This window comes from Paenibacillus sp. 2TAB23 (assembly GCF_052115165.1).
In the GTDB taxonomy this organism is placed as follows: domain Bacteria; phylum Bacillota; class Bacilli; order Paenibacillales; family Paenibacillaceae; genus Pristimantibacillus.
The window spans coordinates 57,219-70,999 of sequence record NZ_JBFRGD010000006.1 but is presented as its reverse complement, the minus strand read 5'-3'; the positions used below and the strand labels follow the sequence as shown (position 1 = coordinate 70,999).

Here is a 13,781-nt window from a genome sequence, read left to right as displayed (position 1 = left end):
AACTGAAAGTGTAAATATATGTATCGGTAGGTGGAGCATTTGACCATTAAACGGCATGCGGATGTGCTTGTCATAGGAGGCGGCATTATTGGTGCGTCCGTGGCTTATTTTGCAGCTAAGGCGGGTTTGTCCGTCGCCTTGCTTGAACGCGGAGAGATTGCCCAAGGAACGTCGTCGCGATGCGACGGGAATATTCTCGCCATCGACAAGGAACCCGGATTTGATAGTCTAATGTCGCTCGAGAGCCAGCGCATCGTCGCGGAGCTGGCACAGGTGCTGGAGCAGCCGTTCGAATACCGTGCTCCCGGCAGCGTGTTCGTGTGCGAGACAGAAGCGGAAATGGAAGCGGCGCGAAACTGGGTAACACGGCAAGCCAGTCTAGGGCTGCCGTTTAGGATGCTCGACCGTTACGAAATACGCCAGGAGTCTCGCTATTTCGCGGACGATCTGCCCGGCGGCCTGGAATGCGGTTCCGATTCGACGGTAAATCCCTATTTGCTGACCTATGCGCTTGCCGATGAGGCGAGACGTCTCGGTGCGGTAATCGGTTTGGGGACGACCGTGCAAAACGTAGCGAAGCTGAGCGGAAATGGTTATGCCGTCGAAACGGACCAAGGCACCTGGGTTGCGGGCAAGGTTGTCAACGCTGCTGGCTGCTGGGCGCCAACGATCGGAGGAATGGTCGGCGTAGACGTTCCGATTACTCCACGCAAGGGGCACCTCATTGTCGCTTCCAGGCAGCAGCCGGTCGGTATTCGAAAGGTGATGGAATTCGGTTACTTGATGTCCAAATTCGGAGGCACTCGTCAAGTCGATTACTTGACAGAACAATACGGCGTGGCACTCGTCTTCGAGCCGACCGAAAGCCAGAACTTTCTCATCGGCTCCAGCAGGCAATTCGCTCGTTTCGATACGACGGTACGGCCGGAAGTCATCGCCTGTATGGCCAGACGACTGCTCCGTTTTTATCCCGCGTTGTCTGATTTCCAAATCATACGCACATATACCGGCTTGCGTCCTTGGACACCCGACCATTTGCCGATCGTATCCGAGGTGGAAGATCTGCCGGGGTTCTATATTGCAGCTGGACACGAAGGAGACGGCATCAGCCTAGCTGCCGTAACCGGCAAGCTGATGGGAGAATTGCTTACGGATGCCAAGACGACATGCATTCCGGCGGAACCTTTGAGTTTCAGCCGATTCAATAAGAAAGAAGGGGATGGCGGCCATGAACGCAACGCGCGTGTACCGCACCATTGACACCCATACGGGAGGCAATCCGACTCGAACGATTATAAGCGGCATGCCGAAGCTTGAAGGAACGACGATGGCGGAGAAGATGCTCGACATGAAACATAATCATGACGGCGTTCGGCGGCTGTTGATGAACGAGCCTCGCGGACATGAGGTGATGTCAGGGGCATGCTTGGTGGCGCCTTGTCATAAAGAAGCCGACGTAGGCGTCATTTATATTGAAACAGGAGGCTACTTGCCAATGTGCGGACACGATACGATCGGTTTTTGCACCGCATTAGTCGAATGCGGACTTGTGCCGGTAGAGGAGCCGATAACGGTTATTAGGCTGGATACACCCGCTGGACTTGTTCGAGCGGAGGTGACAGTCAAGGAAGGGACCGCTCTCCAGGTGGCGTTCCGCAATATTCCAGCATTCCTGCATAGCGTAAGCAGCGTATACGTTCCAGGGCTCGGAGACGTGGCATGCGAGATTGCTTACGGGGGTAATTTCTTCGCGATCATAGACGCCCGCACTTGCGGATTGCAGCTTGAGCCCTCGAATGCGGCAGCTATCATTAGGCAAGCGGTTCTCATTCGGCAAGTGATTAATAAGAGCTTGGTCGTTGAGCATCCTGAATCTCCGTTTATACGAGGAGTGACACATGTCGAGTTCTATGGCGATGCCCGGCATGCAAACGCGGATTTACGCAATGCGGTCGTCGTGCCTCCGGGAGGCATCGACCGCTCGCCTTGCGGCACAGGTACTTCGGCTAAGCTGGCAGCACTATTCGCGCAGGGTAAAATCGGACTTAACGAGACGTTCGTATACGAAAGCATCGTCGGTTCATTGTTTCATGGCAGAGTGGTGGAACAGACGATGATCGGAATGCAGCAGGCCGTTGTAACGGAAATTGCCGGATCAGCTAGGATTATGGGCATGCATACGTTTTATTCCAATCCGGAAGATCCGCTCAACGAAGGTTTTTTGTTCGTGCCTCCAAATGATCATTGAAGGGAGAATACTTAAAATATGAAATTCAGTAGAATGGCCAAACCGTTGGACGTGCATGTCGCTGGCTGGCCGCTTCGAGTACTGTTCGATATCACGGAGGACAGCAAGTTAGAGACAATATCGGAAAAAGCTTTGCGGTTATGGCATGCAAAACGTTCGCCACTCCGCTGGCTGCAGCATGAGCCAAGAGGGCATGCTGCCATGCGAATCGGTGTTGTGACGTCATCGCGAAAAGGCGATTACGGCTTGATGATATTCGATTCGGAAGGACCCTGCTGCGTTGACGGAATGGATGCGCTGGGTGCTTCTTCGGCTTTGACGGAAACCGGATTGCTGGCAAATGCCGACGGAATCGTGTTTGAGACGGAGAATGGATCAATTGCGGTTGGCCCAGCGGACGGTGAAAACAGACGGTCTGCCATATGCCGGCTGGCTTTGTTGGAGCTCGATTCGTACAGGGTTGTTCGGGCCCTCGACGCCGGGTTGTCGCTTCATCCCCACAACGCTCATGAGATTGAAGGATATATAGGAAACTGCGAAGCAGGTAGAACAGCGCTGCTCGCGGAGGAGAGGAACGGCATCGAGTTGGTGCTCGCAGCTATCGGCCGCGATGGCACTTTACTGCGCGCTCCACACATGGCCGCGGTCGGAGCAATGCTCGCCAAGCTGCGCGGCGAAGGGGCGAATAGCTGTGTCCCCTATCGGTTCATTGGGCTTGCAGGCGGGTTAGTAGAATGCATGCTATTATCAACAGACGGTATGGAGGAAGATGACCGGGAACTAGTCTGGGCTTTGACCGCACGCGCCAGATTGGTTGCGTCGTGCGAATTCATTCTTGATCCGCTGGATGAGCTTGGCGAAGGTTTTCTATTGAGATGATCGTTTATTCGACGTTCATATGTTTCAGATAGTAGGCATTGCGATAGCCGGTTGGCGTAAGATGCTCGTGCTTGCGAAAGAGGCGTATGAAGTATTTTTCGTCCGGAATACCTACGTCATGCGCAATCTGCTTGACGGTTCGGTTGGTTCCGGCCAGCAGTGATTTCGCTTTGAACAATTTTTGCGCCAAAATATACTCATGCAGGTTTCTGCCTAAAAAGCGTTTGAACTGTCTGGAAAGATAGTCCCGGTTGTACCCGTATTTGTCAGCGATAATGGAAGCTGTTAGCGGCTCCGCCGTATGGATGCGAATCCATTCTACAATTTCGGCGACCAATGGATCAGGCGGTATGAGAGCGCCGGTTGCATGGCCCGAATCCGCCTGCTCTGCCAGCTCTAAGAATAAAGAAGTCATCCGGTAGTGCAGGGCAGAGTAGTGGATAAGCTTGGAGTTGGCTAAATGCTGAAGCTGGTGGAACAGGATATCAATTTTGTCTGGATGACCGCATCGGAAAAATAGAGGCAAATAGGCATATTCGTTTTTGATCGTTAGCAGCTCTTCGGACTCCCGTAGGGTTCTATCCTCGAGCCACTCCTCCTCTTTGCAAATGGTTGCGTTCTCCGGACATAGGAAATGCACCCAGTAGAACGTAAGCTCTCCTTCGCTCGGCTGGTAGCCGAAGTGCGTTTCGCCCGGCAGAAGAAGCAGTACGTTTCCTGGTCCGACTTCGAAACGTTCGTTCTGCTGCTGAATATACTGCGTTCCTTTGACGCCGATAATAATTTCGAAGCTGTCGATCACGCGGCGGGAATGTGTCCAAGAGCGAAGCGATTGCAAATGTCCTGCTGAAATAAATGCTAACGGCTGGCGAATATCCGTTTTCAGAAACCGCAAGTAGGATCACTCCTTCCAAATGGTTTGAAGCTGTTTCGAGCAAGGGATCTGCCCATTACTTATTCGACAGTGCTTACTTGAAATCCCTTCCAGTTGCTTGCCTTTGCAAATGAACCTATTTGCGGCTGATCGCTTTGAATACTCTTTGAAAGCTGCAGCACCATTGATGTTCAATTAACTGCAAGCAGCCTATTAAAAAGGTCAGGTACACGCCATGTGTATCTGGCCTTTTTGCGTACAAAATAGAGGATAGAGCTGCATGGTCAGCAGTAAAGGGAGCATGCCAGATGGATTCCCTTTCAAAATGCTCACGATGCCTAATAAAAGTTCATGTTATTGAAATACAGCCATGTCCATACCGGATGATGGATGAAATAATAAATGTCGAAAGGGGGTGAATGAATGATGAATTTGTTTCCCGCAAAATGAAAACGCATTCAAATTAAGGCTGCAGACAAACAGTGTGGAAGATGCTAGTAGTAATAAAAATGACTAATCGTTTAATTCGAAAGGGACGGTGTTTCGTATGTTGAAAACATTCAGGCCGAGGCTGGGCGCTCTCTTGATTTTGGCTCTAATTTTCTCGGTATTTGGACAAGCGGGTATAGGGAATATAAGCAGAGTAAGCGCAGACACCAACGATGCATATGACGAATTAAGAATCAAGTACATGGCTACTCTGACCGGAGGATCAGGATATAATGCCTCTGATCCGGACGTCGCACATAAAGTGAATATGCTCGGTCAAACCAGCTGGGGAAGCTTAAATAAAACGCCTAACCGGCTATATTTGTGGTCCGATCTTTATGATGCCAATCTAATTAGCAATCCCTATCATTTGACGCAAAACTATTTGCGAATCAAGGAGATGGCAATCGCCTATAAGAGCGTGGGCTCGAGTCTTTATGGCAATTCAGCCTTAAAAACCGATATTCTCGGCGCACTGGAATGGATGTATATGAATCGTTACAATGCAACGGTGTATCCAGTGCCTACATGGATTAATTGGTATGACCTCGAAATCGGTACGCCTATTCAGCTCTCGGATGCCGTATTGCTCATGTATGATGAATTGATGGAGACGCCAGAGAGAATTACCAATTATATGAACATGATTCAACATTTCTCTCCGGATCATACCAAGGTTACGATGCATAATCCTAATGTTCCAAGTGCAGAAATTACGGGCGCTAACCGCGTCTGGAAAGCTTCATATCTCGCTGTGCAAGGTATTATTTTGAAATCGGATACCAAATTATCGAACGCAAGTGATGCTTTATCCCAAGTGATGGATTACGTGACAACAGGTGACGGCTTCTACAAAGACGGCTCATTCGTACAGCATCAGAATTTCGCCTACAATGGCGGGTATGGAGCGTCCCTGATTCAGGATATCTCCAATATTATCTACTTGCTGGCTGACTCACAATGGTATCCTACTTACGCAGGACTAAACAATGTATATCAATGGGTATATGACTCGTATGAGCCATTGATCTACAAAGGTGCCATGATGGATATGGTTAGAGGTCGAGAAATTGCTAGATCCTATAATCAGGATCAGGTGACGGGACATAAAATTATGGGTGCGATTTTGCGATTGTCAGAGTCAGCGCCGCCCGCCGACGGTCAGAGAATGAAAGAAATGGTTAAGTATTGGATGCAGCAGAATAGCTTGGTCGGATTTTATAAAGATCTGAATTTAAGCAATATGTTATTGGCAAAGTCTGTGTTGAATGACCCGAATGTCATTCCGAGGGGCGAACAGGTAATAACGAAAATGTTCGCGGGGATGGACAGAGCGGTCCATCTGAAAGAGGGATTTGGATTCGGTGTCAGCATGTCCTCCAAGCGCATGGCCAATTACGAATCCGTCATTTCAACGGATGGTATAGGCGATAATAAAAAGGGATGGTATACAAGCGAAGGCATGACATACCTGTACAATCATGATCTCATTCAATATACCGACTATTGGCCAACGGTCAACTTGTACCGTTTGCCTGGTACTACGGTGGATACGATGACTAGAGCCAATAATTCAAACATGAATTATTTAAGCCCCAATATATGGACAGGAGGAACGGAGCTGCTCCAGTCTTACGCGACAGCTGGAATGGACTTGAAAGCGGCTGGCAACACGCTGAAAGCCAAAAAATCATGGTTTATGTTTGACGATGAAATTGTTGCCCTAGGCAGTGGAATCAACAGTACGGACGGCAGGAAAATCGAGACGACGATTGAGAATCGGATGCTAAACAAAGCGAGCATTTCCAAGGGGATTGATATTTATTCCCCAGCATCGACACCAATCGCAAACGAACCTTTGCGGCATAAAGTATTTGCCGTAAGCGATAGCAGAAATGATGGCAATCTGCCGATTAATACGTTGGATAATAATCTGGATTCAAAATGGTCCTCCTTAGGTGAAGGGGAGTGGATCCAGTACGACCTTGGCAAAGTACAGCCAGTCGGATATTTGGGTATCAATTTCCTTGGTCAGGTATCTAGAGCTACAACGTTCGATATCAAAGTGTCGAACAATAATACATCATGGACCACGGTCTTTAGCGGTGAGTCAACGACAGGAGGAAGCGCGGCCGATATTAAAGTGTACGATTTCCCAGACACTCAGGCAAGATATGTAAAAGTTATTAGCTATGGAAATTCGTCCAACGATTTTAACCACATTACAGAGCTTCACATTTATGCTCCGAATACGCAGGGGAATGTCATTATCCCGCTTTCGGTGGCCCCTTTGACTGCACTGTCTGCAACGAATCGTCTAGAAACAATCGATTCCGATATCACAACACGCTATTCATCGTTAGGTGATGGACAATTTCTGAAATATGACCTTGGCAGCAGCATGCAGGTCGGGTATGCGGGAATAAGCTTTTTTGCAGGCCTATCTCGACATTATTCTTTTGATCTTCAGACCTCTACCGACGACGCCACATGGACGACTATATTCAGCGGTCAGAACGACGTATTGACCTCGGAAGTAGTTGCTTATGACTTTCCAGATACAACAGCTAGATATATTAAAATCGTATTTCACGGAAACGATGCCGATCTATACAACCGTCTTTCAGAGATTCAATTCTATGCGCCTAATCCACTTGGAGCGGTGTTGAATCCCTTGCATCATACCATCCAATATAACGGGAATGAGGAGCTGGTGGTTAATGGGGCAGCCAAACCGGCGGGGCTTGGCTGGAAGGAAGATATGACCGTTGTCTCATCCGTATATTTGGAAGGCACAGGCGGATATTATTTCCCGCAACCTGCGACGATTAAAGGTCTGAGAGAAGCGAGAAACGGCAGCTGGCTGGATATTAGCAACTCGGGACTCGGATCAGTAACCAAAAAATATATGACGCTTTGGTTTGATCATGGCGTTAACCCTATCAATAAGGATTATGCATACGTACTTCTGCCGAACAAGAATGCAGCACAAACCACCGCTTACAGCAGCAATCCCGATATTGAAATCATCGTGAATAATGCCAATGTGCAGGCGGTAAAAGATAAAGTTTTGGGCATTACAGGCGCTAATTTCTGGACGGCAGGCATTGCAGGCGATTTTGTCGCTTATAATGCTTCTTCTATCATGCTGAAGGAACAAGCTGGCGTACTGGATATCGCCGTGTCTGATCCGACACATACGCAGAACAAGATTACGTACGAAATTGCAAAATCCGGTATTTCTATTATTTCGAAAGATCCGTCAGTCACTATATTGCAGCTTAGTCCTACGCTCAAGTTTGAAGTTAACACACAGGTTAAGGATGGAATTTCCCATAAGTTATCCATTCAGTATGACCCGTTAGCGCCGCCTTCTCCGCCGATCAATACGGTGACTGTAGTCGATGATCTGAATGATTATACGAATATATTTTCCCGCACGGCGAGCCTGTTGTTCGACACGGCTAATGCGTTTAGGATGGAAGGCGACGCATCTCGAGTGGCGCGTTTTAAAAATTTGAATGAATATATCGTCTACAAGTCGTTTGCAAACATGGACATGGAAAAGTTTGCTATCGATTCGTGGTATTTGCCTAGTGAGCCGATCACAGACTTTCACTTTTACTCATCGCCGGATAATATCACCTACACACAAGTTACACCTATAAAAAACGAACTTCTTGGCACGATGGGAAATTGGAATAAAGCAAGCTTTAATGAATCGTTGCCAGCGGGGACAAAGTACCTGAAAATTGTTTTCATGCAAGACACGGCAAATGCTTGGAATCCACAAATCGGAAAAGTCTCGATTACAAGCAAAACAGCCGGAACAACGCAATAATCGAAAAAAACAATCTAAAAACGCTAGCCTACTATGTCTAAAGATAAATGCAAAGAGTGTAAAATGACCATTATTTATCATTTAATTATGGAAGAAGCGGATCGTCTTGGACATCCGCTTCTTTTTTTCGATCCTTATTGCTCTTCGCCAATCAGATGGATGCTTCGGAAGTTTAAAGGCGTCATTCCCTCAAGCTGTCGGAAGCAGGAGCTGAAGTAGCTCGCTTGGGAGAAGCCCGTTTCCAGTGCGATCTGCTTGATGGATAGCCGAGTTGAAGCAAGCAGGCGTTTGGCTTGGATCATGCGGGATTCCAGTAAAAAATCCGGAAAAGATTGTCCGAATGTCTGGCCGAATTTACGACTGAAATAATGCGTGCTGTATCCAGCGAGAGCGGCCGCCTTTTCGATTGAGAAAGACTCATGGCTATGGTTTCGAACGTAATTGGCAGCGGCACGGATTTTATCGGAAGCGTAATTAATGGGAACATTCAGTCGATCAGAGGTTGCCTGGAGCCTTGTTAAAAGTTCGTATAAAGTAGAAGCTACGGCATATTCATCATCAATCTGATAAGTTCTGCCTAATGCTAGCAATTTATTCATTAAGCTCTCGGTAGGCGACAAGTCAGATAAGGAAAATAACCAAGGCTCACCAAGACCTCTGCCATCTAAAAGCTCCTCTAGCCGTTCCCCGTAAAAATGAACCCACCGAATGCTCCAAGGCTCGCTGGAATCGGAATAATATCGTTGTCTCATGCCGGGCCCATACAGAAAACCTTGACCTTTCCATACCTCATAACGTTTACCTTCCGTGACAAGGTATCCTTTGCCATCCAGCACAAGATGTAAATTATAATTGCGATGGAGATCAAATTCTTTGGTTTGGAATTCACGGTTGACCATATGATCGGGATTATCGCTAAAACCGCCGATATAATCCGGAAAGCATGCGTGCCTAGTGAATAATGGCTTTGGCAAAAAGATATGTTCGTTCATGACGATCTCCTTGTATCGCAATATTTTGTATGATTATTAATGATAACATTATTTAATGGTTGGTTAAAATGATAGGAATGACAATATTTTAATAGAGGTCGCATGTTTTTATCATTTAAACAAGCTCGCTTGTCCTTTAAAATAAAGGTGACAAAAAACAAGAGGCCATAAAAGGAGAGATGGAAGATGCAACAATTATTATACGGTGTGGCTTATTACGACGAGTATATGCCTTATGAACGGCTTGAGGAAGACATTCGCATGATGAAAGCTGCCGGCATTAATCTTGTCCGCATTGCGGAATCGACATGGAGTACGCATGAACCGCAAAATGGTATCTTCGACTTTGCCAGTGTTGACCGTGTGCTCGATGCTATGCATAAAGCTGGCATTCACGTTATCGTCGGAACGCCGACGTATGCCGTGCCGACATGGATGGTGAAAGAGCATCCGGATGTGCTGGCTGAGACTCCGAATGGACCTGGCCGTTATGGAGCAAGACAGAATATGGATATCATCAATTCGACTTATCTCTTTTATGCGGAAAGGATTATTCGCAAGCTGATTGCAAGGGTATGCAGCCATCCTGCGGTTATTGGTTATCAGGTGGATAATGAAACGAAGCATTACGGGACAAGCGGCCCTAATGTTCAATTTCGGTTCATTAAATATATGAAAGAAAAATTCGGAACGACGGAGCGGCTTAATCAGCATTTTGGCCTCGACTACTGGAGCAACCGAATAAATAGCTGGGAGGATTTCCCGTCCGTGGTTGGTACCATCAATGGCAGTCTCGGTGCAGAATTCTCCCGATTCCAACGTCAGCTGGTTACTGATTTTCTAGCCTGGCAGGTTTCCATTGTCAATGAATATAAACGTACTGATCAGTTCGTGACGCATAACTTCGATTTTGACTGGCGGGGGTATTCATTTGGCGTCCAGAAGGATGTAGATCACTTCGAAGCAGCAAAGGCACTCGATATTGCGGGAGTCGATATCTATCATCCTTCGCAGGATGAGCTGACAGGCAAGGAAATCTCATTTGGAGGGGACTCCACACGTTCCCTAAAAGGGAAAAATTACTTCGTGCTTGAGACGCAAGCGCAGGCCTTTCCGAATTGGACGCCTTATCCTGGACAGCTGCGGCTGCAAGCCTTTAGCCATCTGGCTTCCGGAGCCAATATGGTCGAATATTGGCATTGGCATTCCATACACAACTCCATTGAAACGTATTGGAAGGGCTTGCTCAGCCATGATATGGGTACGAATCCAACTTATGAAGAAGCGGTCACGATTGGTCGAGACTTCAAGCGGCTATCTGCTAATCTCATCGATTTGAAAAAGAAAAACCGTGCCGCGTTGCTTGTCAGCAACGAAGCGTTAACCGCAATGGAATGGTTCAAGTTGCCTGGAGGCGAAGTAGGCTACAATGAAATCGTTCGTCTGCTCTATGATCGGCTGTATGAGATGAACATTGGCTGCGATATACTGAATCCGAGCTCTGCTGAGTCGTTCGGGAACTATGACCTGATTGTTGTGCCAGCGCTTTACGCGGCTCCAGACGAGCTTCTTGAGAAGCTAAACCAATACGTGGAAAATGGCGGGCATGCTGTATATACGTTTAAGAGCGGTTTCGCTAATGAGCATATTAAGGTCCGAACCGGAATGCAGCCCGGAATCATTGAAAAGGCTTGCGGCGTTCAGTATAGTCAGTTCGTGCAGCCGAATACGGTTTCACTCAAAGGGAATCCTTTTGGCGTTGAAGAGGAGTCTAACCGCGTCGAGGTCTGGATGGAGCTTCTGACGCCAACAATGGCGGAGGTACTCGCTTGGTATGATCATCCTCACTGGGGTACTTATGCAGCCATTACGGAAAACCAGTACGGCCTTGGTACAGCTACTTATATCGGCTGCCTGCCAAGTCCTGAGGTTGCGGGCAAAGTGTTAGAGAGAGCCTGCAAGGCGGCAGGATTATACGGTCCTGACCAGGACCTTCGCTTCCCGTTGATCGTTAAGAGCGGAGTCAATGAAGCGGGGCGGACCATTCGCTATTACTTTAACTATTCAAGTGATTCAAAGTCCTTTCCTTACCCTCATGGGAACGGGATAGAGCTATTGTCAGGCAGGAATATCATTTCTGGCGAGCAAATCGAGTTAGATAGCTGGGGGCTCGCCATTGTTGAGGAAAGCACTATAGCTGTAATATAAGCAGCAATAAGAAGTTTGGAAGCGTACGATAGCATGGCGTGATCTGAATAGATCGAGGAAGAATTATCCGTAAAGGGTAGTTCTTCTTTTTTATCGCAACATGCACTTCACAGACCATGCGCATTTTTCACAAGCAGTGTTATAAAATAGCCGTCTTCGACTCTCCTCGTATGCTTCAGAAATGATAAAAATGTTGACAGTTACCTTATAAATGGTACTATATACCAACGTCAGGTGACTATGTAGCAGGAGGTATATGCGTGCAGGAAGAGATGGCCATTGCGAATAAGCTTGCGTGGGGAACGAAAGCGTACCAGGCATGGGTTCAAGCCTATGGAACACCAGATGAACTTGCCGTGCAGTTGAAGCGAGAACACAAGTATCATCTCCGTTACTGGTTAAAGTATATGGGAGATCCAGCAGGCAAAAGAGTAATTAACCTCCTGGGCTCGCACGGTCGTAAAGCCATTTCACTGGCACTGCTAGGTGCTGATGTTACTGTTGTAGATATATCAGACGATAATCGGAAGTACGCGATTCAGACTGCCGCGGCCGCCGGAGTAGAGCTCGACTATATCTGTGCCGATGTTTTGCATATCCCGAATGAGGAGAAGCTAGGCGTATATGACATCGTCTTGATGGAGTTCGGCATATTGCACTATTTTGCGGATCTCAGCTCCATCTTTGCTGTCGTTCGTCGTAAATTAAAGGGAAATGGCCGGTTTATTTTGACTGACTTCCATCCTTTCGCACGTGCATGGATGAATACGCCTAACCTCACAGAGCCCAACGGTTTTTACTTTGATGAGCGTCTGAAAGAGGGAGAAGTGGCTTTTGCTAAGCTGCTGCCCGAGAATGAGCGGTCTGAACTTGGCAAGGTTTTGGTGCGAAGCTGGACAGTCGGCGAGATTATAACTGCGATCGGCGCAGCAGGGTTATTTATAAGGGCATTCGAAGAAATACCTAGTTCTTCAGACCCGAGGCTTCCAGAGTTCTACACGCTAGTTGCCGACAAAATGGATATAGAATTATCGCCCTTACATCCTTGATTTAGAAAGCTCTGTCGTCTATATAAGTTGAACTCATAATTGAGTTGCACAGGCGGAGAGAACAAAGTTGTTCTGGAGAAATGAAAGGTTCGCTTTTGCAGACCAAATGGTAACCATAGTTGAAGGAAATAATAACTAGCTGAAAGTGAGGAATATTGAAATGGAATATGTGAAACTCGGAAATACAGGCTTGGACGTATCTCGGCTTTGTCTTGGCTGCATGAGCTATGGCGTAGCGGAGCGTTGGACGCATCCTTGGGTGCTTAATGAAGAGCAAAGCCGTCCCTTTATCAAAAAATCGCTTGAGCTTGGCATTAATTTTTTTGATACCGCGAATGTATATTCAGATGGTACTAGCGAAGAAATCGTTGGCCGGGCTTTGAAGGAGTACGCCAACCGAGATGAAATTGTTATCGCGACTAAGGTGCATTTCCGCATGCATCAAGGTCCAAACGGTGCCGGACTCTCGCGTAAGGCAATTATGAGTGAAATAGATAAAAGCCTCAAACGACTCGGAACGGATTACGTAGACCTTTATCAAATCCATCGCTGGGATTACCATACTCCGATAGAAGAAACGATGGAAGCCCTGCATGATGTCGTGAAGGCAGGCAAAGCAAGATACATTGGTGCTTCAGCCATGTTTGCCTGGCAGTTCCAGAAGGCATTGTTTGTTGCCGAAAAAAATGGATGGACCCGATTTGTATCGATGCAAAACCATTTGAATCTTATCTATCGCGAAGAAGAAAGAGAGATGATGCCGCTTTGCAAGGAAGAGAAAATCAGCGTCATTCCTTACAGCCCGCTCGCATCGGGAAGACTGGCGCGTGATTGGACGGAATCAACACATCGCTCCGAAACGGATCTAGCCCAGAAATCCAAATACGAAGCGGCTGCCCATATGGACCGATCCATCGTAGAACGGCTTGCCGTCATCGCAGAAAAACGTGGTGTTCCCCGCGCTCAAATTTCTCTTGCTTGGTTATTGCAGAAAGAACCGGTAACTGCTCCGATTTTCGGCGCTACGAGAATGTCCCATCTGGAAGATGCGGTTGCATCTCTATCCATAACGTTGACACCAGAAGAAATTGCTTCTCTGGAAGAGCTGTATGTTCCTCATGCTGTGGTTGGTGCTCTTCGGATGTAATGATGGTCCAGCATATAAAATAACAAAAACGCCCTTTATTTTCAAAGGGCGTTC

The 13,781-nt window shown here is 47.4% G+C and carries 9 protein-coding genes; 7 read left to right on the top strand and 2 right to left on the bottom strand.

Annotated elements, in window-relative coordinates; translation table 11 throughout:
* The first annotated feature begins 39 nt into the window (after nucleotides 1-39).
* From AB4Z29_RS11225 to AB4Z29_RS11215, 3 genes are read left to right on the top strand one after another with little or no spacing between them, the layout of a single operon-like run.
* Nucleotides 40-1,260 carry an NAD(P)/FAD-dependent oxidoreductase gene (locus tag AB4Z29_RS11225; RefSeq protein WP_441943143.1) on the top strand — a complete coding sequence of 407 codons (1,221 nt, stop codon included), beginning with the start codon at nucleotides 40-42 and terminating at the stop codon, nucleotides 1,258-1,260.
* Nucleotides 1,229-2,248, top strand: coding sequence for a proline racemase family protein (locus AB4Z29_RS11220; protein ID WP_441943142.1), 1,020 nt, complete (start codon nucleotides 1,229-1,231; stop codon nucleotides 2,246-2,248). The genes AB4Z29_RS11225 and AB4Z29_RS11220 overlap by 32 nt, the downstream gene beginning before the upstream one ends.
* 18 nt (nucleotides 2,249-2,266) lie before the next feature.
* Entirely contained in the window at nucleotides 2,267-3,127 is an 861-nt protein-coding gene (locus AB4Z29_RS11215) for a proline racemase family protein (protein ID WP_441943141.1), read from the top strand.
* Nucleotides 3,128-3,131: 4 nt separating this feature from the next.
* On the opposite strand, the gene AB4Z29_RS11210 is transcribed toward AB4Z29_RS11215, so the two are convergent.
* A complete protein-coding gene (locus AB4Z29_RS11210) occupies nucleotides 3,132-4,022 on the bottom strand; it encodes an AraC family transcriptional regulator (protein ID WP_441943140.1) in 891 nt (296 codons plus the stop codon).
* Nucleotides 4,023-4,548: 526 nt separating this feature from the next.
* Here AB4Z29_RS11210 and AB4Z29_RS11205 point away from each other — a divergent pair.
* Nucleotides 4,549-8,331, top strand: coding sequence for a polysaccharide lyase family 8 super-sandwich domain-containing protein (locus tag AB4Z29_RS11205; protein ID WP_441943139.1), 3,783 nt, complete (start codon nucleotides 4,549-4,551; stop codon nucleotides 8,329-8,331).
* 134 nt (nucleotides 8,332-8,465) lie between these two features.
* Here the strand turns inward: AB4Z29_RS11205 and AB4Z29_RS11200 are convergent, their stop codons facing one another.
* A complete protein-coding gene (locus AB4Z29_RS11200) occupies nucleotides 8,466-9,323 on the bottom strand; it encodes an AraC family transcriptional regulator (protein ID WP_441943138.1) in 858 nt (285 codons plus the stop codon).
* A 186-nt stretch (nucleotides 9,324-9,509) separates the two neighbouring features.
* Here AB4Z29_RS11200 and AB4Z29_RS11195 point away from each other — a divergent pair, with 186 nt between their 5' ends.
* From AB4Z29_RS11195 to AB4Z29_RS11185, 3 genes are all read left to right on the top strand, one after another.
* Entirely contained in the window at nucleotides 9,510-11,531 is a 2,022-nt protein-coding gene (locus AB4Z29_RS11195; RefSeq protein WP_441943137.1) for a beta-galactosidase, read from the top strand.
* A gap of 260 nt (nucleotides 11,532-11,791) precedes the next feature.
* Nucleotides 11,792-12,580 (top strand): class I SAM-dependent methyltransferase, encoded by a 789-nt coding sequence (locus tag AB4Z29_RS11190; protein WP_441943136.1) that lies wholly within the window; start codon nucleotides 11,792-11,794, stop codon nucleotides 12,578-12,580.
* Nucleotides 12,581-12,740: 160 nt separating this feature from the next.
* A complete protein-coding gene (locus AB4Z29_RS11185) occupies nucleotides 12,741-13,727 on the top strand; it encodes an aldo/keto reductase (protein WP_441943135.1) in 987 nt (328 codons plus the stop codon).
* Nucleotides 13,728-13,781: the final 54 nt, after the last annotated feature.

Excerpts from the sequence above, each read along its gene's own strand:
- AB4Z29_RS11220 (WP_441943142.1), top strand. The coding sequence starts at position 1,229 with ATGAACGCAACGCGCGTGTACCGCACCATTGACACCCATACGGGAGGC.
- AB4Z29_RS11215 (WP_441943141.1), top strand. The coding sequence starts at position 2,267 with ATGAAATTCAGTAGAATGGCCAAACCGTTGGACGTGCATGTCGCTGGC.
- AB4Z29_RS11205 (WP_441943139.1), top strand. The coding sequence starts at position 4,549 with ATGTTGAAAACATTCAGGCCGAGGCTGGGCGCTCTCTTGATTTTGGCT.
- AB4Z29_RS11200 (WP_441943138.1), bottom strand. The coding sequence starts at position 9,323 with ATGAACGAACATATCTTTTTGCCAAAGCCATTATTCACTAGGCACGCA.
- AB4Z29_RS11195 (WP_441943137.1), top strand. The coding sequence starts at position 9,510 with ATGCAACAATTATTATACGGTGTGGCTTATTACGACGAGTATATGCCT.
- AB4Z29_RS11185 (WP_441943135.1), top strand. The coding sequence starts at position 12,741 with ATGGAATATGTGAAACTCGGAAATACAGGCTTGGACGTATCTCGGCTT.